Genomic DNA, 21,246 nt, shown 5'->3' with positions numbered 1-21,246 from the left:
TTGCAACACCGGCGTCACCTCGAAAACAGAACTCCGGCAAGATCGTAAAATCTGATCCTGGATGTCAAACGGGCCAGCCACTTTCATGGCGAGCCCGTTTGTTGTACGGCGTCAGGACCTAGCGACGGCGAAAGCCGATCGTCGCGCCGAGCGAGAACATCGTGTCCGAGTTGTCGAATCCGACAGGAATCGAAAGGCTCGGCGTCAACGCGAAGATATCGTTGAAGCGGAAGCTCGCACCGAGCCCGAGCAATCCACCGGTCTCCGTATTGGAGTCGTCAAGCAGGTCGGACTTGGAACGCACCGACAGCAGGCCAGCGCGCGCGAACGGCACGAACGATACCGTCGGCGTCAGCGGGAACGATGCGCCGAGCGCCGCGCCAACACCGGCGGAGAGCGCGGAATTCTTGTTCGCACCAATGTTCGGGCCGTTCTGGTAGTCGAGTGACAGCACCGGGCACACGTGCACGCGCTTCGAGGTGAACGGATGACGCTCGATGCCGACGTCGCCGCCGAACGTCGTCGCGGTCACGTCATTGACACCATCGAAGGACACGGAGCCGACGGACAGTCCGCCGAAGGCGGTATTGCTGTTCACGCCGATACGGCCACCGTACGTATTCACGTTATCGGCGAACTTCGCCACCGCGCCGAGGCTCGCCTTGGTTACGGTGAGGTCAAGTTGACCGAGGCAGGTCTGTGCGGTGGCAACGCTGGACACGGAAGCGGAAAGTGCGGCAACGGCCGCCAGCAGACGGAAATTCTTCATAGTCGGATAGCTCCAAGAGGTAGTAGCAGCGACACACCGCACCCCAACACGAGGCGAAGTGCGAGACATAATATGATACTGCAAGATCGCGGCCACAACGGATGGGTCCGTAACGTAGATGCCTCATCGAGACGGGCGCCGATGAGCGGCCCGTTCGGTATTTATGGGGTACGCTGACGTGCCGTGTCTCCTTCATCGTCTCGCAACTTCTGAACCATGCGCCGCTTCGTACGTTTTCTGGTTCCCGTGGTGTTCGCCGCCGCTCCGCTCCACGGACAATCCGCCCTCAGCGGCACGCTGGTGGTCACCAACAAGACGCCCGCCACCGTGACCATCGTCGATGTCGCGAGTGCACGAGTGCTCGCCACGCTGCCCACGCCGCCGGGTCCACACGAAGTCGTGATGTCGCGCGACGGGCGCGTGGCCGTGGTGTCGGACTACGGCGCGCAAATCGGCGGTAGCACACTCACGGTGATCGACCTGCCAGGGTTGCGCGTGGCGCGCACCATCGGGCTCGGCGACTACCGACGTCCGCACGGACTCCTGCTGCTTCCCGGCGACTCGCTGGTGGCTGTCACCTCGGAAACCGATAAGCAGCTGCTCATCGTGCGCATCGCGACCGGTGACATCGTGAAAGCGATCGCCACGCAGCAGAACGGGTCGCACATGGTCGCGGTGACGGCCAACGGAACTCGCGCCTGGACCGGCAACATCGGCAGTAACAGCGTGACCGAGTTCGATCTCGTGAATGGTACGGCGCTTCGCAACATTGCCGTGCCCGCACAGCCCGAGGCGATTACCGTCACGTCCGATGGACGAGAGGTATGGGTGGGTAGCAACGCCACCGGTGTGCTCAGCGTCGTCGACGTCGGCACCGGCACCGTATCGACGGCCGCCGAAGGCTTCGGCTGGCCGTATCGCGTGCTCGTGTCGCCGGACAACACGCTGGTGCTGCTCCCCGATCTCAAGAAGGAAGAACTGCGGTTCGTGGATCGACGCACGCGCCGCGAGCTCGGACGAATGTCGCTGCCCGGAATGGGGCCGCAGGGTATCATCTTCTCGCCCGACGGCAAGTACGCATTCCTCTCCTTCAGTACCGGCGCAACCGTCGCCGTGATCGACGTCGCCGCCCGCATCGTCGTTCGGCAGATCGCCGTCGGTGACACACCAGACGGCGTCGCATTCACCACGCGAGTGATCGGCGGATCGACTCCGTGACATGCGATAGCGTTATCTGGTGACGCATTGGGGTATACTCCACGTCTCTCCGCCACAATGCTTCCGTCCCCTGAGGCACCATCGGTCCCGCCGCATGAACGACCTCAGCATTGTGTACGCTGTCAACCTGATTATCGGTGCCATTCTGGCCGGTGTCATGAGTCGATACTGGCGACTCGAAGCGCAGAGCGGGTCACTCCGGTATTGGATCGTGGCTGCGTGGACGCTAACGGCTGCCGATCTGATGTTTGTACTGCGAGCGAGTTATCCCGACGCAGTGGTTCGCATGCTCCCCACGCTCATGGTGACGGCGGGCCAGTTGGTGCTCCTCTTCGCGGCGAAACGTACGACGGAACGCCCCACCTCGACCCGTGCAGCGCTCGGAATTCTTGTCCTGCATGGGCTCTTTCTGCTCGGCGTCATGGGTATGCCGGAACTCGCCGACTGGCGATCGGTCGGCAACTCGATAGTCTGGACAGCGCTCGCGTTTCGCGCGGCATGGATTCTTTCGCGCCCTATTCGCGGGCAGCGTTCAGTCATGCAGATCCCGGCCTTCGTTCTCGTGTGCCACGGCGTATTCCAAGCGCTGCGTGTCGCGCTGGCAATGCGTGCCGCCACGAGCCCCGGTGACGGCATCGGACCGCTCATTCAGATGATGGGCGACCTCGAGGTCAGCCTGTTCATGGTGGCCCTGTTCGTCAGCGTGCTGGCGGCATTTCTGGAACAGAGCAATCGCGAACTGCGCGTCGCGATCGACGACGTGCACCAGCTGTCGTCGATGCTGCCGCTGTGTTCGTGGTGTAACAATGTCCGCAACGATGACGGCTACTGGCAGCGGATCGAGACCTACCTCACCACGCATCGTGTGAACGTCACGCATGGCATCTGTGAGGATTGCGCGGCCACGCATTTCGTTGGACAGCCGGCGCCGAAAGAGCCATAGCCTCGGCGGCCTGTTTCTCCTCGACGGGCGCCCTGCCGACCACGGGACTGCCCCCGAACGCACTGGCGCCCAGTACCCATCGACGACACGACCGCGCCAAGCAGATCCGCCCGTCTGTTCCAAACCCTCGACAGGGCGATGTTCAGACCCTCTACGCAAAACGGCGCCCCAACCAAGTCGGGGCGCCGTTCGCGTATGTCGTTGAATGTCCAAGTGGCTAGGGAGGGAATCGAACCCCCGACACGCGGATTTTCAGTCCGCTGCTCTACCAACTGAGCTACCTAGCCGTACCACTTACAGACCCGCAGGCTAACCAACCCAGGGGTCATTCCGCAAGCGTTGATCTGGCCTCAGCCCGCACGCCACGCGCGCCCGTCGTTCACCCTCTACCATCTCGACCAACGTCGCGCTCCGTTCCGCACCCATCGCGACCAACCGGCAATTCGTGTACACCGTACTTCTTGCGCCGTACACCGTACGCCTTACTCCCTACTTTGCCCGCCCCACGCTCGACACATGCGCGTTCACCGCATGGTTGATCCGCACACCGAACACGCCGTCGGGACGCACCGTCGCCCGCGGCAGGCGAACCGCCTCTACGCCATTTACCGTGAACGCCACGTCGATACTCGCGACCTCGACCCGCAACACGTTCTTGGCCGCGTCGGCACCCGCCTGCTTGACGATCGCTGGCAGCGGTGTCCAGGTGGCCAGCGTGACCGTCTTCTCGCCCTGGCGCTGCTTCACCAGAAACTTGCCGTCATTGCGCAGCAGAAAATACGTGTACGACGGCGACGCGTCGGTTAGCGCCGTACCGCCCACGAACACGCCGTACCCCTCCTGATCGCGACCGTTGGTCGGGAACAGGAAAATCGTGCTCTCCACCGTGTACGCCCCCGACGCCGCACTGTCGGGATGCCACAGAATCGCCGCCGGTCCCGTCGTGACATGGAAGCCCGGCGTCATCTGCGCGAATGCCACCGTCTCGACATCGCCGGCCATCTTGTGGCCACCCGCATCAGTCTGCAGTTGCCACCCGATCGGCCGCTTCCCCTCGTTACCACCCGTCTTGTGGTCCTGCGCCATCGCCGTCACCGGCGGCAGCGCGAGACCAACAGCACACACGAAACGCCAGCGACGGGTCATGGCGAGCTCCGGAAAGGACGAGGTGCGAGCAGTGAATCAGGAGGCGAAATCAGACGGGTTTGGTGGCCGTCGCAGTAATGATGCTCTTCAGTCCACCACGCACGTTGAAATCACCGACCACCGTCATCGAGTGCGGATTGCACGCCGCCACGAGATCATCGAGAATGCGATTCACCGCGCGCTCGTAAAAAATGCCGTCGTTGCGGAAGCTCCAGAAGTACATCTTCAGGCTCTTCAGCTCGAGACACACTGCAGCCGGCTGATACGTGATGCGGATCGTCGCGAAGTCGGGCGCACCGCCTTCAAGCAACTTCAATTCCGCGGCATCGGTCTCGATACCGCCCAGCGGACAGAGCGACGTAAACTCCGTCGTCTCCATGAAAATTTCGTACTTGCGATCCCCATAGGGATTCGAAAACGTCTCGAGCAGTTCAGGCTTGGGCATCCCCGAATGTAATGCGAGAACTTCGACCAGTCAGGTGACGTCCCGCAGTCGCTTCGACCATTCGTCCAGCAGCAGCCGCTCGGCCGGCGTCAAACTCGACATGCCGTCAGCCGCAATCTTGTCCAGCACTGCATCCAGTGCGGTGCTCGGTTGCGGCGCCACGGCCGTCTGACCGGGTCGCGGCGTAGGTCGCGGCGCCGGATGCGGGTCGGGACGCACGCGCGACACGGCCGCCTTGCTCTGCGCCACGATGTCGTCGACTTCCCGTTCGCGCGGTCGCGACGACTTGGGCACGGCGCGCGGGGTGTCGTCGCCGTAATCCGGCGCCGACGCGATGCGACTGCGGAAACGACCAAGACTGCCGGCGCCCGGCGCGCGGAGATACACCCACCCCGCCAGCATGCCGCCGATGTGCGCCGCGTACGCGGTGCCGCCGAGACTCCCCGAATCAACAACAGCCATCGTGATGTTGATCAGCGCCATGAACACCACCAGCCATTTCACCTTCATCGGTACCACACCGAAGAACAGCACTTCATCGTCGGGCCAGCGCGACGCATACGCCACGGCGATGCCGAGAATCGCCGCCGATGCACCCACCAGTGTGCCGCCGTTGCGCTGGAACATGTAGTGAAACGCCCAGCCGCCAATGCCGCACCAGAGGTAATACCACACGAAGGTGCTGCTACCCCACGCCCGCTCTACGCGTGGTCCGAACAACCACAGCGTCCACATGTTCAGCAGCAGATGCATGATGCCGCCGTGCACGAACATGTACGTCCCGATCGTCCATAACGAACGCGACGCGAGGTCACCGGCCGAGTACCCGAACCAGTTGGCCATGTTCGCGTCGCCGACCAATGTCGCCTGCACGAAGTACACGCCGACACAGAGCCCGATCAGCCAGTACACGGCAGACGGGTTACGTGGCTGATCGAAATCGTCGTACGTGACGTAGGCCATGGCAGGACGCGAAAAGACGCGAGAAGAGCTACGGAAACAACGAGTTCAGCTCCGTAGCCGATCCCGGTTCGTGAGCGCTAAGTGGACGATGCGCTCACAGAGATCGGGAAACAAGACACCAGCGGCGGCCGCCGCCTGTGGGATGAGACTGGTCGGCGTCATCCCAGGCAACGTGTTGGCCTCAAGACACCACGGCTGCCCATGGGGGTCCAACCGAAAGTCGATTCGGGCGTATCCACCCAATTTCAGCGCCACGAATGCCTTCCGCGCCTGATCGGCCAGCGTTTTGGCGATCTCCGGCGACAGTTCGGCTACGAACTCCTTCGCCATTCCTGGCGTGTACTTGCATTCGTAGTCGTATAGCTCCTTCACCGGCACAATCTCGATTGTCGGCAATACCACGTCGCCGAGGATGCCCACCGTGAGCTCCTGCCCCGGTACGAATCGCTCAACCATGACCTCGTCGTCGTACCTGAACGCCTCGGCCACGGCCGCGGCCAGTTCGCCCGGCTCGCGAACAATCGACAGGCCGACCGTGCTCCCCTGCTTGGACGGCTTCACCACCACTGGCCAGTCCAGTTGACGCCCCACATCCTCGGCGTTCATCAGCCCGTCTGCCGGCGCCATCATCCAATCGGCAGTGGCCACACCGGCGGCGCGGAGCACGACTTTCGAGAGGTGCTTGTCCATGGCCAAGGCGCTCGCCAGGTGACCACTGCCGGTGTACGGCACGCCCACCAGGTCAAGCAGGGCCTGCACCGTGCCGTCCTCGCCCTGACCGCCATGCAGCGCCAGAAACACGCACTCGGCGTCGGTGATCTCGGTCATGGTGCCGAGCGCGGGCGACAAGGATTGGGAAGACAGTCCCGCCAGCGCGTCAAGCGACGGCGGCGCACTGCCCACGCCGGTGGCCAGCAGCGCGCGCTCGGTCTCGCGAGTCAGCACACCTTCAGCGGGGTCGAGACAGATGACCTCGTGGCCCTTCTCGCGCAGCGCGACCGCGATGCGCAACCCCGACGACAGGGAGACCTCACGTTCGGCCGAGACGCCGCCCAGCAACACAGTGATTCGCATACGTCAAAGCTACATCCGAGTTCGTCCGAGTCGTCAGTCTACGCGGTTAGTTGGCGTTGTCAGTACTCAGCGCAAACGCAATCGCGCTGGCCAGCGTGGCTTCATCGGGAATCCGATCCCATTCCCGCAGCACGAGCACGTGATCGAAGGGGTCGAGCGTCACATGCCGTCCAGTCCGCGGCGCCGTCATGTCCACGGCGATCCACGCTTGCCAGAGCGTGAGTCCTTGAGCATTGATGACCACGCCGTGGGCATCTTCCCACGTCGAAGGACGCGGATCGGCAAACAGGGCGGCCAACCGGCCGCGACTGTAATCGCGCAACGGTGCACCAAGAGCGTCCGTGAACCGGTCGAGTACGTTGATCATGAAGGGCGTGACAGGACCGACACTGGTCGGGCAGCTCATCATCGAGCCATCGCGTTCCGTATCGTGTAGTGGAGACGTGACAGCTGGGACGAGGTAACGCAGCGCCGAGGATGTGACACTCGGCGCACAACAACTCATTGGAGATCTGCCATGCGAACGACTGCACTTTACGCGATCGGTGTGCTCGCACTCTCAGCCTGCGCGCAGGAGTCGACGATCGTGGACGGCAGCAACAATGCGCCGACGCCGAATCAGGGCATCGCCGCGGGTACGCTCGTGGTGAACGCGGTACGCCCCACGCTCACGCTGCGCAATACCACGGAGTTCGTGGTGGGCTATATGATCGTCGACCAGGACCAGATGACGATCGCGCTGTATCCGCCATGCGGAACGCAATGCGCGAAACTGGTGCAGGGCGCCGAGGTACGCGTGCCGTACACGAGCGTCGCGGGCTACACGAGCGCGTCGACCGAAGCCAACGTACTCTGGTTCACCTACGCGCGCGCCGCCGACGGGACACTCACCCCACAAGGTCCTATCCAGACGACGCGCGTCACGCTGTAACGCGGCGTCGGTTGCCCGTGGGCTACCGATGCATCAAGTGTTCGAGCACATCGAAGCGCGTCACGATGCCCTGCACGACGCCGTCCTTCTTCATCAACACGGCGCGGTTGCTCTTCGACAACAGCTTCGCCACACTCTCCACCGGCTGATCGCTTTCGACGACGGGAAACGGCTGATCCATCACATCACTCACCGACTGATCGAGCACCTTCGGATCGGCCAGTGACTTCGACGTGAGTTGCGATTCCGCGACGCTGCCGATGCACACGGCACCATCCATCACCGGCACCTGCGACACGTTGTGCAGCGCCATCAAACGGATCGCCTGACGCACCGACGCGCCGGGGGCCACGCTCACGATCGCCGGCGCGCTCGCGTCCTTGTTGCCGAGCACCGCCTCGATCGTCGTGGGCGACACGTCGAGCAGCTGGTTCTCGCGCATCCACTCGTCGTTGAACACCTTGCTGAGATAGCGCTCACCGGTGTCGCACAGGAACGTCACGACGCATGCGTCCGGATCATCGAGACGACGCGCCACGTTCATCGCTGCGTGTGCGATCATGCCGGCGGAACCACCCACAAAGATGCCTTCTTCACGCGTGAGACGACGCGCCATGCCGAAGGCATCCTTGTCGCTCACCGAGATGAATTCGTCGATCACACTCATGTCGAGCGTGAGCGGTATGCAGTCCTGACCCACGCCTTCCACCTTGTACGGCGCGCCGGTGGGATGTCCCTCGCCCTTGCTGCGCCACAGTTCGGCGAGCACCGATCCCATGGGGTCGGCCGCGATGATCTTGATGTTCGGGTTCTTGCTCTTGAGGTAACGCCCGACGCCGGTGATCGTGCCGCCTGTACCCGCGCCGGCCACGAAGTGCGTAATGCGACCGTCGGTCTGCTCCCAGATCTCGGGTCCCGTGGTCGCCATATGCGCCGCCGGATTGGCCGGATTTTCAAACTGACCGGCCAGCACGGCGCCCGGTGTTTCACTGACGATTCGCTTCGCCATCATCACGTAGTTCTGCGGATGATCGTGCGGCACCGCCGTCGGGGTGATGATCACTTCGGCCCCGAACGCTTTCAGCAGGCGGACCTTCTCCTGCGACATCTTATCGGGCATTGTAAAGATGCAGCGATATCCCTTGAGCGCCGCCGCGATCGCGAGACCGACACCGGTGTTGCCGCTCGTCGCCTCCACGATAGTTCCGCCCGGCTTGAGTGTCCCGGCCCGTTCGTGCGACTCGATCATCGGCATGCCGACCCGGTCCTTGACGCTGCCGCCCGGATTAAAGAAGTCAGCCTTACCGTAGAGAGGCGTTCGGATGCCGCGCGCCACGCGGGCCAATCGGATCATCGGCGTCCAGCCGATCGTTTCCAGGACGCTACCGTAGGGGCGGCGATGCCGGATGTGTTCTTCTTGCATGGCCGTGCCGGTCGGAGCCGCGTCGGACATGCAGGGGGTCGCCAGGGTGGTGGACATGGCCGGATTCGTCACAGGGAGTCCCCGGGGAGCTTTGACCCCTCGGGATGTCGGAAATGCACGGGGAAGATCAACGACACCGGAATCGGGGTACCACGCAGGCGGGCAGCGCGGAACTGGAGTCGGGACGCACCAGCCAACGCCGCCGCATCCAACTCAGAGTGTCCTGAGGCCTCGAGAATCCGGATACTATCGGGTACGACGCGACCGTCCGACGTAACAAACAGCCGAAGCAGCACGTTGCCCTGTATTTTCTGCTGATACAGTGACAACGGATACCGGAACGGCACGTCGACATTCAACATCTGTGGACGCTCATCCGGCATCGTGCGAAACCAGTCCGCACTTCCCGGTCGTGCTGAACGCCCTCGCTCGGAACAGCCGAGCAGTCCGAGGGTGAACAGGACAGGGAGCAGCACTGGTCGAATCCCACCCGATCGCATGCTGGAATGTACACCCGCTCGATGCACTCGGCGGAATCATCCGTCCCTCCATTCATCCGCCGTCGACATGCTTTCGCTTCGCGCTCTCCCCGATCGTCCCGCTTCAGCTCGCACCGCGCGTATCACGCCGCTGCTCATGCTCGCCAGCGGTGCGCTGCTGCTACTGAGCGCGTGCTCCGGCGAAAAGGCTACCGGCCCCGGACCAGTGGCGACGGCGATCAGGACGCAGGCGGGCAACGCGCAGACCGGCGTGGTGGGCGCCGCCCTGAGCGTGCCGCTCGCGGTCGTGGTAACCGACAAGGACGGCAAGACGATTTCGGGGGCTCGGGTGGATTGGGACGTCGGTCCGGGATCGGGCGCCGTGTCGCCCACGCGTTCTTCCGCCGACGCGCGCGGGGTCGCCACCACCGTGTGGACGCTCGGCACAACCGCCGGCACCGCGCGTGTATCGGCACAGGTGAATGGAGTCACGCCAGTCGTATTCACCGCCACCGTGATCACCGGTCCGGCTGCGCTGCTCGTGGCGTCATTGGAAGCGGCCTATCTCAACGTGGGCGACACCGTGCGCGTGCGGGGATCGCTGCGTGATCAGTACGGCAACACCATCGTTGGTCAGGCGATCAATTACAGCACGCTCGATCCGGCGTTGGCCTCGGTCAGCACGTCGGGGCTCGTGACCGCGTTGGCGGTGGGCACCGCGCGCGTGGTCGCCGACGCCTCCGGTCGGGCCGACACGGTGCCGGTGACGATCGCGTCCGCCGGATCGACCGTGTGCGGACCGGTCACGGCCCGCGAGCTGGCGCTGGGTGAGGTCTACATACCACCCACCGGCAGCTCCAGCATCACCGCCTGTATCACGTCGCCGTCGCTGCTCAGTGGGGAGTACGCGCTCACCCTGGTCTCGACGGCCACGTCGTTTGGTACGTCGTCGCCGGTTGACCTCGTCGCGATCGGCAGCACGGGTCCCACCATTGCGGCCATCACAGGTGACGCCGCGAATCCGTTCGAAACCGCAAGCGCCGTATCGACGCCTATCGACGCCATCGATGCCGCGACCAGTGCCCTGTCACGGGTGCGCGCCGTGGAACTCGCGCGACGCGAGATCGAGCGCCGTGAGCTCACGCCGCTGGTGCGCGACGCACGTGACTGGATGGCGGCGCGTACGACCGCGTTACGCATCCCCGCGTCCGGCGCGGCCTATACCGTGACGGTCGCCGACGTCAAGGTGGGCGACGTACTGCGTCTGAACGTGAACGCCAACCTGGCGTGCTCCGGCGCTGATACGAAGTCGGGACGCGTCGCGGCCGTCGGAACGAAGTCGATCATACTGAGCGACACAGACAATCCCACCGGCGGATACACCGATATCGAATACGCAGCGGTCGCGGCGACATTCGACACGCTGGTGTTTCCGATGGACACCACGGCATTCGGTTCGCCCTCGAATATCAGCGGCTACGGCAAGATCATTCTGTTCTATACCCGCGCCGTGAATGCACTCACACCGTCGGGCGCCGGGTATACGATCGGGGGCTTCTTCTTTGCGCGGGACCTGTATCCCAAGACGGCCAGGAACGGACTCGCCGCCTGCGCCGCGTCGAACGAAGCAGAGATGTTCTACCTGTTGGCGCCCGATCCGAACGGCACGGTGAATACGAACAAGCGCACGAAGGATGAAGTGACGCTGCTCAACCTCACCACTATCGCGCACGAGTTTCAGCATCTCATCAACGCCTCGCGCCGACTGTACGTGAACACCGGTGCGCGTCCCAACGAGGAGACGTGGCTGGACGAAGGCTTGTCGCATCTCGCCGAAGAGCTGCTGTACTTCCGCATCGCCAATTTCACGTCACGGCAGAATCTCGGCCTGACCGACGTCGCCGGGAACGCCACGCGTTCTGATCAGTTCCGAAACTACGCATCACAGAATTTTTCGCGCTTCTACAGCTACCTCATCGCACCGGAAGTGAACTCGCCGTACGCGCCGAACGATTCGTTGGCCACGCGCGGCGCGATCTGGAATTTCCTGCGCTATGCGGCCGGCCGTCAGGGCGCGGCCGGCGAAGCCCCCTTCCTGCGTTCGCTCGTGAATTCGAACACGACGGGCGTCGCCAACCTGCAGAACGTTCTCTCAGGCGGTCAGTTCGCCGACTACCTGCGGGACTGGTCAGTCTCGCTCATCGCCGACGACTTCTCAGCCGCCACGACGGCCGCGCTGTCTTCAAGCTACATCATGCCATCGTGGAATTTTCGCAGCATCTTCCCCGGTCTGCGTTTCTCGGGCGGCGCGGCGTTGGGGGTATATCCGATCGCGACCCGTTCGCTGCTTTCCAGCGCGCCGCAGCGCGTGCTGCTAGCCGGCGGTACAAGCTCATACGTGCGCTTCGGCATCCCCGCCGGACGCAACGCCATTGTCACCGTGTCGTCGAACGGCACGCTACCGCCCAGTACGCTCAGGTACGCGCTGGTGCGGCTGCGCTGACTGGAACGTGGTGTGGCGCGCCCTTCGCGCGAACCGCGGTGCGCTAACGTACGCGGAGCTCGCGGACAGCCAACCACTGATCTTATCCGTGTGGTATCCGTGGTATCCGTGTTCTGGCTGTTCCGGAAATCTCACCGAAATTCACACCAAACCCGCTACGAACGCTGCTTGAGTTTGATCTCGTAGAGCTTCGACCACAGCTTGCCCGTGACCAGGAGACGGTCGCGGGTGGCGTCGTATGCGATGCCGTTCATGACATCTTCGTTTCCAGTGCGATCGATCGGCGGCAGAATGCCCGCCAAGTCGATCCATCCCGTCACGTTGCCCGTAGTGGGATCGATGCGGGCGATCTGCTCGCTCTGCCAGAGGTTCGCCCAGATTTCGCCTTTCACCCACTCGAGCTCATTGAGCTGAGACACGGGTGTGCCGTGATCGGACACCGTGATCGTTTTCTGGATGGTGAACGTGGCCGGATCACGCCACACGAGCGACGACGTGCCGTTGCTCATGATGATGGCCGTGCCGTCGGTGGTGAGTCCCCATCCCTCGCCCTCGTACGTGAATTGGCCTGTGCGCTTGAACGTTTTCCAGTCGTACACGAACGCCTTGCCGGTCGTCCACGTGATCTGGAACAGCTGGTCGCCCAGCAGCACAATGCCTTCACCAAAATGAGGCGCTTCGAGCTCCTGCTGCCGGATCACGCGACCGGAATTGAGCTCGACTTCGCGAATAGTCGACTGGCCGACCTGACCGGTACTCTCAAACAGCCGATCATCGTGCCACACGAGCCCCTGCGTGAATGCCCTCGGATCGTGCGGATAGCTCTGCACCACCTCGTAGCTGTACGTCGGCGTGCGCGCGGACACCGTGCCGGTGGTGTCACCGCTGGCCGCACTAGCTTCGCCGCGATCCCCGCCACACGCGCCGAACGCGCCGGCGGTCGATACAAAGGCCACCGTGCCAAACAGAATGACGGCCGAGGCCGTGCGCGAACGTCGAATGCTGGAGAGAATGGCCATCGATCGGATTGCAACAGGATGAAGACAACGCGGGATCACGGCGGAGACCGCAACAACAGACAGCAACTGCACCGCTCAACCATCCACCCACGCGCGCAGGTCGCGCAACAGCGCCACGAGATCGACCAACTGGTGATTGGCGTTCAAGCCGCTCGGACTCGGCAGTACCCACAACGCCGAATCAGCGAGGCGATCCGCTTGTAAGCCGAGCGCTGCCTTGGGGCGGCCGAACGCCGTGCGGTACGCGCCGATACCCAGAAACGTCACCACCCGAGGTCGCTGTGCGTCCACCAAGCTACGCAACCGCCGGCCGCCCGCCACATACTCCTCAGGGCTGAGTTCAGCCGCCGTGGCTGTCGTGCGCTCCACCATGTTCGTGATGCCAATACCCAGCGGCAGCAGCGCACGCTCCTCCCACGGTGCGAACAACCGCGGCGTAAACCCCGCGCCGTGCAACGCCGGCCAAAAGCGATTGCCCGGCCGGCCGAAGTGATGGCCGATCGCCGCCGTGTAGAGTCCAGGGTTGATCCCGCAGAACAACACGCGGAGCCCCGGCGCGACGAGGTCCGGCACCATGCGATCGACCGCGGCGGCCAGCTCGGCCTTGGTGGGCTTCTTGGCCGGCTCGTTCGGAGGCGGCACGCTACTCACCGTTAGTCATTGAGCGACTGCTTGAGTGAGGCGAGCGCCGTCAGCGCCTGCAACGGTGTCATCTGATCCGGCTCCAGTGCTCCGACCGCGTCGGCCAGACGGGTCAACGCCCGATCAGGCGACATCGGTGCGACCGACTCGCCGAAGAACCCGAGCTGCGGTGTAGGCGCCCCCGAATGCTTCATCCGTGGGCCCTTCCGCGATACACTCCTTGGTGCCGATAGACCCTCGGCCGTGAGACGTGCCGCCATCTGCTCTCCTTCGCCCTCGAGCAACGCCAGCACTTCCTTGGCGCGCGCGATCACCGCGGCCGGCAGCCCCGCTAAGCGTCCCACCTCGATGCCGTACGAACGATCGGCACCGCCAGGAATGAGTTTGTGCAGAAACAGCACCTGATCACCCACTTCACGCACCGCCACCGTGAAGTTGCGCACGCCACTCAGCTCGCTCGCCAACTGCGTGAGCTCATGATAGTGCGTTGCAAAGACCGTCTTGCACCCGATCGCGTCGTGCAGATGCTCGCTCACGCTCCAGGCGATCGACACACCGTCGTAGGTACTCGTACCTCTGCCGATTTCATCGAGCAACACCAACGAGCGCTTGGTCGCGGTATGCAGAATCGCACTCGTCTCGCTCATCTCCACCATGAACGTGGACTGGCCGCGAACCAGATTGTCGCTCGCACCCACCCGGGTGAACAAGCGATCCACGATTGGCAACTTCGCCCGACGAGCCGGCACGTACGCACCGACCTGCGCCATGAGCTGAATGAGACCGATCTGGCGAAGGATTGTGCTTTTGCCCGCCATGTTCGGGCCGGTGAGCACAATCATCTGGCCATCGTCGGTGAGCACGAGATCGTTCGGGATGAACTTCTCCCGCGCCATCATCCGCTCGACGACCGGATGGCGCCCCGCCACGATCTCCATATCGAAGCCATCGTTCAGCTCAGGACGCGCGTACTGTTCGCGCTCGGCCACCTCCGCGAACGCCGACAGGACGTCGATCGTGGCCACCCGCCGCGCCACCTGCTGCCACCGACGAATCGCCGCGCCGGCATCACGACGCAACGCGTCGAACAGTTCGCGCTCGCGCGTCTCGATGCGGTCGGCGGCGCTCAGCACTTTCTCCTCGTACTCCTTGAGCGCCGGTGTCACGTACCGTTCGGCCCCGGTCAGCGTCTGACGACGCTGATAGTCGTCGGGCACGAGATGCTTGTTCGCGTTCGAGATCTCGAGGAAATAGCCGAACACGCGGTTGTATCCGACCTTGAGCGAGCTGATGCCGGTGCGGGCCCGTTCGTCCGACTGGATGGTCGCGATCGCGTCCTTCCCGCCATCGCGCAGCGCGCGCAGTTCGTCGAGAACCATATCCACGCCGGGCGCAATCGTATCCTCTTCACCGATCAACAGCGGCGGACGCGCCACGAGCATGGTCGTGAGTCGTTCGGCGCAGTCGCGACCGTCATCCCAGTCGTCGAGCATCGTCGTAAGCAGGCCGCCATTCGAATTTCCCTGCGTGGCGTGCCCCAGCACGGCACGAACGGCATGCGCCACTTGCGGCAGTCGGGCCAGCGAATCACCGAGGGCGCGCAGCTCGCGCGGCGTCGCCCGACCGGCGGCGGCCTTGCTGGCCAGTCGCTCCACGTCGCGCACCCCATCAAGCGCATCGCGCACGCCGGCGCGTCCCACTGGATCGCGCACCAGTACCGTCACGGCATCGAGACGCAACTCGATGGCACGACGCTCGAGCAACGGTGCCAGCAGCCAGTGGCGCAACAGGCGCTGGCCCATCGGTGTGGTGGTACGATCGAGCACCGACAACAGCGTCCCGGCCAGCTCACCGCCGCGCAGCGATTCCACCAACTCGAGATTACGACGCGTCATCTCATCGAGCGGCATCACACCACCTGGACGCTCTATCACCGGGCGGGCGAGGTGCGGCAAGCCGCCCGGCTGCAATTCCCGCAAATAGCGCAGTAACGCGCCGGCCGCGCCGATCGCGCCGGCATCGTCGCTGCCCAGGCCGAAGCCTTCCAGCGAGCGCACATCGAACTGTCGCGCGAGTTCATCGCCCGCCAGCTGCGCATCGAACTCCCAGCCTTCGCGCTCGGTCACGAGCACGTTGTCCACCGCGTGCATCGCGGCCACCAGCTCGGGATGCGACGTACCACGCACCACCAGCAGTTCTCGCGGGGCCAACCGCGCCAGCACCGCCGGCGCATCCATTGGCGTGACCAGAAACAGGCGCCACTCACCCGTTGAGAGATCCGCCGCCGCGATGCCGATCTGTTCGCGCGAACCGTCGCGCGACGTATCGCGACCGATGGCGATCGCACACACGTAATTCGCGCGCGCACCGTCGAGCAGATCGTCGGCAAAGACCGCACCCGGGGTGATGGTCTCCACCACTTCGCGCTTCACGAGTCCCTTGGCGAACTTCGGGTCTTCCACCTGCTCGCAGATTGCGACGCGGAATCCCTGCCCAACCAGCCGGCGCAAATACTCGGCGGCCGCCTTCACCGGGATGCCGGCCAGCGGTACCTCCGCCGCCCCGCCGTTGTTACGCGACGTGAGCGTGAGACCAATCGCCCGCGACGCCGTCTCGGCGTCGTCGTAAAACATCTCGTAGAAATCACCCATGCGGAAAAACAGAATCGCATCCTGATGCCGCGATTTGATCTCCCGGTACTGCTGCATCAACGGGGTCGCCGCACCACTCACGGCGCGCGCTCCGCCACGAAGCCGTCAAACCCGCGTGACTTCAGGGTGTTCAGCGCGTTGGTCGCGGCGACGCGCGTCGTGTAGTAGCCCACGCGCACCCGGAACGGCTTTTGATCACCGTCGACGCGCGCGTCGATGGCACGCGACGCAAAGCGCTTTACGGCATCGGTCGCCTCCGCGCGCGTGTCGTACGCGGCCAGCTGCACCGAGTAGCGTCCCGAACCGGCCGCGGGCTTCGCGCTGTTCGTGCTCGACGACGACGACACGGCGTTCCCCACCGGGTTGGACGGAGCGATGGCCGGCGCCCCGATGCACCGGCGTTGCAGTTCGTCCCACTGCAATCGCAGTTCACCGTCCGGCATCTCGACGCCGCGCAGTGAATCGAGTGCGCTGCAACCGCCCGCCACGTTGCGCTCCTCGAAGTAACTGCGCGTCATCCACAGGAGGCCCTTCGCGCGATACGTGCTGCTCGGGAAGTCGCGAAGCAATCGTGTGAAATACACGCGCGCATCGGCCGGGTGTCCGCGCAACATGTCGAGTTCCCCCAACCGCACCAGCGCGTCGGGCGCGCGAGGAGAGAGCGGCACATCGATCACGAGTCGCTTCCAGTCTCGCTCCGCTTCACCGACGCGTTCAGCCAGCACCGCGCGCCAATACAACGCTTCGCCAAGATCGATCGTGCCTTCCGGTACCGCACCCACCAACGAGTCGAGCAGCGTCCGCGCCATGGTCCCATCGCCTCCATCAACCATCGCGCGCGCGCGCGCCGTCGTACGCTCCACGGCCGGCGTGACCTGCGCGGACACCGTCGACGTGATCGACAACAGCGATGCGCAACTCATCGCCAACATGGTCATCACCCCGAGACGAGCACGTCGCATCAGGCCGCCTTCCGGCGACGCGTGGCACAGAGACCGAGCACGAGTGACAGCAGGATCTGCTCCGAGTTCGAGACCGTCGTTTCCTTGAGAGCCATGTCGGCTTCCAACAACAGCACAAGCGCGTGTTCACACGATACTGCACTCCACTGCTCCGTCACTTTCGTCCACGCTGACGCGGCTTCTCCCCACGGTCGACCGGGATAGCCGCCCGTCTCCTTGAGGAACGCGAAGAATTCCTGCGGGAGTCGGTTCGTGGGAATTCCCGCATCGCGCCGCGCGCGACCGTAGGCGATCGCAAATGCCTGTGTACTCAGCATCATCACGACTTGCACCGCCGTGACTTTCGGCTGTCCGAGCACGTGCGCCACCAGCGTCACGGCCCCAGCCGCATCCTGTCGGGCGACAGCATCGAGCAGATCGGTCACCGTTTCACCACGACGGATACCGACCACGGCCGAGACGGTGTCCACATCGATGGTGGCGCGAACATCGCCGCCAGTGGCGAGTGCGGTCGGCGCCTCGACGCGCGCGCCGAGCGCGTAGCTCGCACACTTGTCGAGCTCCGATGCCAAGTGATGCAGATCGTTGCCCACCGCCTGCTGCAACAGTTGCGCGGCATCGTCGGCAATGTTGACGGTCAGCACGGTCGTGGCGTGATGCGCTATCCAGCGGCGCACGCGCTCAGGCGTGAGCGGTGCGAACTCGAGCGACTCGGACAATGCCGCGATCGCCATATCGACTTTCGTGCCGGCAGGACTCACCAACAGCAGCAGGGTATCGCTGGCCGGACGCTTCAGATATTTGTCGAGCTGCTGTCGTGCCGCTTTCTTGAGCGCGGTGACATCGCGTAGCACCACCGCTCGCTTCTCGGCGAGCATCGGCGGCGTCGAGAGCAAACTGCTCACCGATTCGGCATCGAGCTCGCCGGCGCGACGGATTTCGCAATTGAAGTCGCGTGTGCTCGGGTCAATCGAGGCCTCGAGCAGCTCGCGGACCGCGCCATCCTTCAAGTAATCGTCATCGCCGTGGAAGTAGTACACGGGCGCGAAACTCCGCGACTGTATCGCGGCTTGCACGACGCGGAGGGGCGACGATTCCTTGGCCATCCCATCAAGATAAGGGACCGCCGACGGCATCGCCTCAGGCATCGCCAGTCAAACTTCAGCGCAATTCGGAAAAGGTCGCCAGGGTGAAGTCGTGGCTGACGAAGCGTGTCGGGGCGTCTTCGATGATCATCGTCGCCGGCCAGACCGGGTTACCGGTGGCCATGGCCTGCATCAACTCGGGCGTGATGTACGAAATCGGCGTCGGCATCGCCGGCTGTGACGCGATGACGGGCTGCATCGACAGCTCGGGCGCGGAGGCGCCGGTCCAACCCTGCCACACGAAGGCGCCCAGCATCGCGCTGGCCGCCACCGCCATCACTACCCGAGTATTGCGCGACGTCGCCGACCGTGGCGCGTTCAGCAAGGCGGTGCGGGCGGCCATTGCGCTTCGCTCGTCACGGCACTCATCCCGGCATTCCGCCAAACGAGCGCGCAGTCGCGCCTGAAAGTCGGCGCTCGGTTCGAGCGTGGGCATACTGCGGGCCACCATCAGCGATCGACGCACCAGCGTATCGTGCGCCGCGCACCCGTCGCACATCATCACATGCCGCTGCGCGGCGGCCATTTCGTCGCCGGGCAGCGTGTCATCGAGATAGGCTAGATGCTGCTTTCGGAAGCTTTTGCAGTCCATCGGTACGATATGGATCCGTGTAGAAGACATCGCGGACATGACAGCCGTCGGTTTGACGGGGGCACGGCAGGATACCCGTGGCCGGGTGAGCGGTTCCGCGTGGCGCTCCCGTCCGGCCGCCTCTATCCAAACGCACAACCCCCCACCAAGGCAATCCCGGGCGGGGGGTTGATCTACGATTGCTTCACCGATGGCCTGCAGATTGGGGCGGCCAGAACGTAAACGGTGACGAGTCGTTCGATAGCCGACTAGCGGACCAACGGCGCGATAATATCGGCAAACGCCGTGCGCGCACGATTCAATCGTGACTTTACGGTGCCAAGGTTCACACCGGTAATCTCGGCGATTTCCTCGTACGACTTGCCTTCCAGTTCGCGCAGCACGAACACCTCACGGTGATGCGCCGGCAGCTGACCCACCGACTGCTCCACCATCTCCTTCAAATGACGCTTCCGGAACAGGTCGTCGGGGCGCGTGTGCACATCTTCGAACTGGAGGGGCCGGTCCTCGTCTTCGAACTTGGCCTTGATCGTTTGGAACAGCACCAGCGGATTGCGAGAGCGATTGCGCAGCTCGTTCTTCGCCAAATTCGACGCAATCGTGTAAATCCACGTCGAGAACTTCTTCGAACGGTCGAAACGGCCGATGTGACGGTACACGCGAATGAACACTTCCTGCACCAGGTCCTCGGCGCGGTCGCGGTCACCGATCGTGCGATAGACGAAGTTCAGCAGCCGACCCTGGTACCGGTCGACGAGCTCTTCGAAGGCGCGTTCCTCGCCTCCGAGGAACGCCGACACCACATCTCCGTCCTCGATGCTGCGCAAATGCTCTCGCACCGGCACCACGGGGGCGTTCTGTGAAGTCAGTTTCGTGCGAGCCAGTTCGGCCATGGATCGAGTCCTCCGCCTGCGGTGACGCGAGCCCGAAGACTCACGGTGCTTCGACCAGATGGCCGGACGATCCGGCAGATCATGTCATCGCACACCTCTGAGGTAGTGCACAGCGCGTGCCGACAGGAACTTTCCGGAACATTCCTCCATAAGTCCTTATTTCAAAATGACTTGCGATGCTGTGCCTGACGTCACCACACAAGCAGGCGACCTTTCTTCCCAACAATGTCTATAAAAAGGGACACCAAAAGAGGACAGAAGCTGTCAGTTTAGACGGAAGCCAGCGGTGTACAGCAGTGCGAGCGCCGTCTTGGCATCCTGAATCTCGCCCTGCTCGATCATGGACAGCGCCCGCGACAACCTGGTTGGCGCCAGCTCCATGAACTCGTCCGCTTCCCGCTTCCACTCGCCCGCCTCGAGACCGGTCGCCAAGAAAAGATGGATCTTCTCGTCGGTGAAGCCGGGTGTCGTGAACATCGTGAACAGATGTTCGACCCGCGAAGCGGTGTATCCGGTTTCCTCCTTCAGCTCGCGATGGGCGCAGGCGAGCGGTTCTTCTCCGGCATCCAGACGGCCGGCCGGGATCTCGTATAGGTATCCGTCGGCTGCATAACGGTACTGCCGGATCAGCAGCACCTCAGGATCGTCGTCGAGGTCGCCAAGTAACGGCACCACCGCGCTCGCCCCCGGGTGCCGCACCATTTCCAACTGACCGGTCGACCCGTCGGGAAACCGAACGGTGTCGATGTCGATCGAGATCACCTGCCCGGTGTAGCCGCGTGTCCCGATGATCTTGCCAGGCCCCTGCCGCGCGATCGCCATCAGCGGGCGGAGTTCTTGATGGACTTCGCCGCGGCCTTCTTCGCGGCCTTCTTCGCGCCTTTCTTGGGCTTCTTCGGCAACGGCACATCATCGCCGGCCAACCACTTCTTGATCGTCGGACGCAGATACACCGGGATACGCAGTATCGTCCCGCGGCACTTCGTAGTGCCGCACCGGCACGCGTAGTAGCGCACATCCTCTGGCTCGTACTCATCCTGCCACTCGAAGCGGTAGTCGTATGCCAACTCCGTTTCCGGCTTGATCGCCTTGATCGCCTTGATCCAGATGTGTCCGTCTTCGATCACCGTCTCGCAGTTGGGATCGCACGAGTGATTGATGAAGCGCGCGTCGTTGCCGCCATAACGCGCGTCGAGCACCGTATCGTCGTCAAGCACAAACAGGAACGTATGATGACGGCCTTTGCTATCGTCGTACCTCCTGTCAGCCTCCTCGTGCGTGATCGGCTGTCCCCAGTACTCATCGATCTTCTTGCCCTTGCGAATGGGTAGGATCGCAAACGCACCGCGTCCCTGGATCTTCGAGCGACGCACTTCGTAATACGGCGACGTAGGCGGCTTCACCCGCGGTGTAACAGACTTCTTTACGGCTTTCTTCGCTGGCGACAC

The 21,246-nt window shown here is 63.6% G+C and carries 21 protein-coding genes and 1 tRNA gene; 4 read left to right on the top strand and 18 right to left on the bottom strand.

All coding sequences use genetic code 11. From position 1 onward, the window contains the following. Positions 1 to 118 precede the first annotated feature (118 nt). Entirely contained in the window at positions 119 to 769 is a 651-nt protein-coding gene (locus tag ACLL97_RS08510) for a hypothetical protein (RefSeq protein ID WP_411280044.1), read from the bottom strand. 216 nt (positions 770 to 985) lie between these two features. Between ACLL97_RS08510 and ACLL97_RS08505 the strand changes: the two genes are divergently transcribed. Further along, positions 986 to 1,987, top strand: coding sequence for a YncE family protein (locus tag ACLL97_RS08505; protein ID WP_411280043.1), 1,002 nt, complete (start codon positions 986 to 988; stop codon positions 1,985 to 1,987). 94 nt (positions 1,988 to 2,081) lie between these two features. Then, positions 2,082 to 2,930 (top strand): hypothetical protein, encoded by an 849-nt coding sequence (locus tag ACLL97_RS08500; RefSeq protein ID WP_411280042.1) that lies wholly within the window; start codon positions 2,082 to 2,084, stop codon positions 2,928 to 2,930. 214 nt (positions 2,931 to 3,144) lie between these two features. Here ACLL97_RS08500 and ACLL97_RS08495 read toward each other — a convergent pair. The 6 genes from ACLL97_RS08495 to ACLL97_RS08470 all read right to left on the bottom strand — a co-directional run bounded on the left by ACLL97_RS08495 (position 3,145) and on the right by ACLL97_RS08470 (position 6,925). Further along, positions 3,145 to 3,217: transfer RNA gene (locus tag ACLL97_RS08495), tRNA-Phe, on the bottom strand. 202 nt (positions 3,218 to 3,419) lie between these two features. Beyond that, a complete protein-coding gene (locus ACLL97_RS08490) occupies positions 3,420 to 4,076 on the bottom strand; it encodes a hypothetical protein (protein ID WP_411280041.1) in 657 nt (218 codons plus the stop codon). A 49-nt stretch (positions 4,077 to 4,125) separates the two neighbouring features. Then, complete coding sequence (queF, locus tag ACLL97_RS08485) at positions 4,126 to 4,521, bottom strand: preQ(1) synthase (RefSeq protein ID WP_411280040.1); 396 nt, start codon at positions 4,519 to 4,521, stop codon at positions 4,126 to 4,128. Positions 4,522 to 4,551: 30 nt separating this feature from the next. Then, the gene (locus ACLL97_RS08480; protein WP_411280039.1) at positions 4,552 to 5,484 is read right to left on the bottom strand and encodes a rhomboid family intramembrane serine protease; all 933 of its coding nucleotides are present in this window, start codon (positions 5,482 to 5,484) and stop codon (positions 4,552 to 4,554) included. A gap of 45 nt (positions 5,485 to 5,529) precedes the next feature. After that, positions 5,530 to 6,558, bottom strand: a complete 1,029-nt coding sequence (locus ACLL97_RS08475; protein WP_411280038.1) for a D-alanine--D-alanine ligase — start codon at positions 6,556 to 6,558, stop codon at positions 5,530 to 5,532. A gap of 46 nt (positions 6,559 to 6,604) precedes the next feature. After that, entirely contained in the window at positions 6,605 to 6,925 is a 321-nt protein-coding gene (locus ACLL97_RS08470) for a hypothetical protein (RefSeq protein WP_411280037.1), read from the bottom strand. Positions 6,926 to 7,075: 150 nt separating this feature from the next. On the opposite strand from ACLL97_RS08470, the gene ACLL97_RS08465 reads away from it, so the two are divergent. Further along, positions 7,076 to 7,489 (top strand): hypothetical protein, encoded by a 414-nt coding sequence (locus ACLL97_RS08465; RefSeq protein WP_411280036.1) that lies wholly within the window; start codon positions 7,076 to 7,078, stop codon positions 7,487 to 7,489. A gap of 22 nt (positions 7,490 to 7,511) precedes the next feature. On the opposite strand, the gene ACLL97_RS08460 is transcribed toward ACLL97_RS08465, so the two are convergent. Then, on the bottom strand, positions 7,512 to 8,942 hold the full coding sequence (locus ACLL97_RS08460) for a pyridoxal-phosphate dependent enzyme (RefSeq protein WP_411280035.1): 1,431 nt from the start codon (positions 8,940 to 8,942) through the stop codon (positions 7,512 to 7,514). 38 nt (positions 8,943 to 8,980) lie between these two features. After that, entirely contained in the window at positions 8,981 to 9,388 is a 408-nt protein-coding gene (locus ACLL97_RS08455) for an energy transducer TonB (RefSeq protein ID WP_411280034.1), read from the bottom strand. Between the two features lie 91 nt (positions 9,389 to 9,479). Between ACLL97_RS08455 and ACLL97_RS08450 the strand changes: the two genes are divergently transcribed. Beyond that, the gene (locus ACLL97_RS08450) at positions 9,480 to 11,894 is read left to right on the top strand and encodes an Ig domain-containing protein (protein WP_411280033.1); all 2,415 of its coding nucleotides are present in this window, start codon (positions 9,480 to 9,482) and stop codon (positions 11,892 to 11,894) included. A gap of 155 nt (positions 11,895 to 12,049) precedes the next feature. On the opposite strand, the gene ACLL97_RS08445 is transcribed toward ACLL97_RS08450, so the two are convergent. The 9 genes from ACLL97_RS08445 to ACLL97_RS08405 all read right to left on the bottom strand — a co-directional run bounded on the left by ACLL97_RS08445 (position 12,050) and on the right by ACLL97_RS08405 (position 21,246). Next, complete coding sequence (locus tag ACLL97_RS08445; protein ID WP_411280032.1) at positions 12,050 to 12,913, bottom strand: glutaminyl-peptide cyclotransferase; 864 nt, start codon at positions 12,911 to 12,913, stop codon at positions 12,050 to 12,052. Between the two features lie 75 nt (positions 12,914 to 12,988). After that, a complete protein-coding gene (gene mug, locus ACLL97_RS08440; RefSeq protein ID WP_411280052.1) occupies positions 12,989 to 13,489 on the bottom strand; it encodes a G/U mismatch-specific DNA glycosylase in 501 nt (166 codons plus the stop codon). Positions 13,490 to 13,566: 77 nt separating this feature from the next. Next, a complete protein-coding gene (gene mutS, locus ACLL97_RS08435; protein WP_411280031.1) occupies positions 13,567 to 16,287 on the bottom strand; it encodes a DNA mismatch repair protein MutS in 2,721 nt (906 codons plus the stop codon). Continuing rightward, entirely contained in the window at positions 16,284 to 17,168 is an 885-nt protein-coding gene (locus tag ACLL97_RS08430; RefSeq protein WP_411280030.1) for an SPOR domain-containing protein, read from the bottom strand. The genes mutS and ACLL97_RS08430 overlap by 4 nt, the downstream gene beginning before the upstream one ends. Then, a complete protein-coding gene (gene holA, locus ACLL97_RS08425) occupies positions 17,168 to 18,274 on the bottom strand; it encodes a DNA polymerase III subunit delta (RefSeq protein WP_411280029.1) in 1,107 nt (368 codons plus the stop codon). Before holA ends, ACLL97_RS08430 begins: the two co-directional genes overlap by 1 nt. A 55-nt stretch (positions 18,275 to 18,329) precedes the next feature. Beyond that, complete coding sequence (locus ACLL97_RS08420; protein ID WP_411280028.1) at positions 18,330 to 18,935, bottom strand: anti-sigma factor family protein; 606 nt, start codon at positions 18,933 to 18,935, stop codon at positions 18,330 to 18,332. A 218-nt stretch (positions 18,936 to 19,153) separates the two neighbouring features. Further along, positions 19,154 to 19,798, bottom strand: coding sequence for a sigma-70 family RNA polymerase sigma factor (locus tag ACLL97_RS08415; RefSeq protein ID WP_411280027.1), 645 nt, complete (start codon positions 19,796 to 19,798; stop codon positions 19,154 to 19,156). A 264-nt stretch (positions 19,799 to 20,062) separates the two neighbouring features. Next, positions 20,063 to 20,620 (bottom strand): NUDIX hydrolase, encoded by a 558-nt coding sequence (locus tag ACLL97_RS08410; RefSeq protein ID WP_411280026.1) that lies wholly within the window; start codon positions 20,618 to 20,620, stop codon positions 20,063 to 20,065. After that, positions 20,620 to 21,246, bottom strand: a complete 627-nt coding sequence (locus ACLL97_RS08405) for an SET domain-containing protein (RefSeq protein WP_411280025.1) — start codon at positions 21,244 to 21,246, stop codon at positions 20,620 to 20,622. Before ACLL97_RS08405 ends, ACLL97_RS08410 begins: the two co-directional genes overlap by 1 nt.

The sequence above is a fragment of the Gemmatimonas sp. genome, assembly GCF_046594945.1.
Lineage (GTDB): Bacteria > Gemmatimonadota > Gemmatimonadetes > Gemmatimonadales > Gemmatimonadaceae > Gemmatimonas.
Note: the sequence above shows the minus strand (reverse complement) of the source record. Positions and strands in the feature narration are given on the sequence as shown.

Excerpts from the sequence above, each read along its gene's own strand:
- ACLL97_RS08510 (WP_411280044.1), bottom strand. The coding sequence starts at position 769 with ATGAAGAATTTCCGTCTGCTGGCGGCCGTTGCCGCACTTTCCGCTTCC.
- ACLL97_RS08505 (WP_411280043.1), top strand. The coding sequence starts at position 986 with ATGCGCCGCTTCGTACGTTTTCTGGTTCCCGTGGTGTTCGCCGCCGCT.
- ACLL97_RS08500 (WP_411280042.1), top strand. The coding sequence starts at position 2,082 with ATGAACGACCTCAGCATTGTGTACGCTGTCAACCTGATTATCGGTGCC.
- ACLL97_RS08490 (WP_411280041.1), bottom strand. The coding sequence starts at position 4,076 with ATGACCCGTCGCTGGCGTTTCGTGTGTGCTGTTGGTCTCGCGCTGCCG.
- queF (WP_411280040.1), bottom strand. The coding sequence starts at position 4,521 with ATGCCCAAGCCTGAACTGCTCGAGACGTTTTCGAATCCCTATGGGGAT.
- ACLL97_RS08480 (WP_411280039.1), bottom strand. The coding sequence starts at position 5,484 with ATGGCCTACGTCACGTACGACGATTTCGATCAGCCACGTAACCCGTCT.
- ACLL97_RS08475 (WP_411280038.1), bottom strand. The coding sequence starts at position 6,558 with ATGCGAATCACTGTGTTGCTGGGCGGCGTCTCGGCCGAACGTGAGGTC.
- ACLL97_RS08470 (WP_411280037.1), bottom strand. The coding sequence starts at position 6,925 with ATGATCAACGTACTCGACCGGTTCACGGACGCTCTTGGTGCACCGTTG.
- ACLL97_RS08465 (WP_411280036.1), top strand. The coding sequence starts at position 7,076 with ATGCGAACGACTGCACTTTACGCGATCGGTGTGCTCGCACTCTCAGCC.
- ACLL97_RS08460 (WP_411280035.1), bottom strand. The coding sequence starts at position 8,942 with ATGTCCGACGCGGCTCCGACCGGCACGGCCATGCAAGAAGAACACATC.
- ACLL97_RS08450 (WP_411280033.1), top strand. The coding sequence starts at position 9,480 with ATGCTTTCGCTTCGCGCTCTCCCCGATCGTCCCGCTTCAGCTCGCACC.
- ACLL97_RS08445 (WP_411280032.1), bottom strand. The coding sequence starts at position 12,913 with ATGGCCATTCTCTCCAGCATTCGACGTTCGCGCACGGCCTCGGCCGTC.
- mug (WP_411280052.1), bottom strand. The coding sequence starts at position 13,489 with ATGGTGCCGGACCTCGTCGCGCCGGGGCTCCGCGTGTTGTTCTGCGGG.
- ACLL97_RS08430 (WP_411280030.1), bottom strand. The coding sequence starts at position 17,168 with ATGCGACGTGCTCGTCTCGGGGTGATGACCATGTTGGCGATGAGTTGC.
- holA (WP_411280029.1), bottom strand. The coding sequence starts at position 18,274 with ATGGCCAAGGAATCGTCGCCCCTCCGCGTCGTGCAAGCCGCGATACAG.
- ACLL97_RS08420 (WP_411280028.1), bottom strand. The coding sequence starts at position 18,935 with ATGTCTTCTACACGGATCCATATCGTACCGATGGACTGCAAAAGCTTC.
- ACLL97_RS08415 (WP_411280027.1), bottom strand. The coding sequence starts at position 19,798 with ATGGCCGAACTGGCTCGCACGAAACTGACTTCACAGAACGCCCCCGTG.
- ACLL97_RS08410 (WP_411280026.1), bottom strand. The coding sequence starts at position 20,620 with ATGGCGATCGCGCGGCAGGGGCCTGGCAAGATCATCGGGACACGCGGC.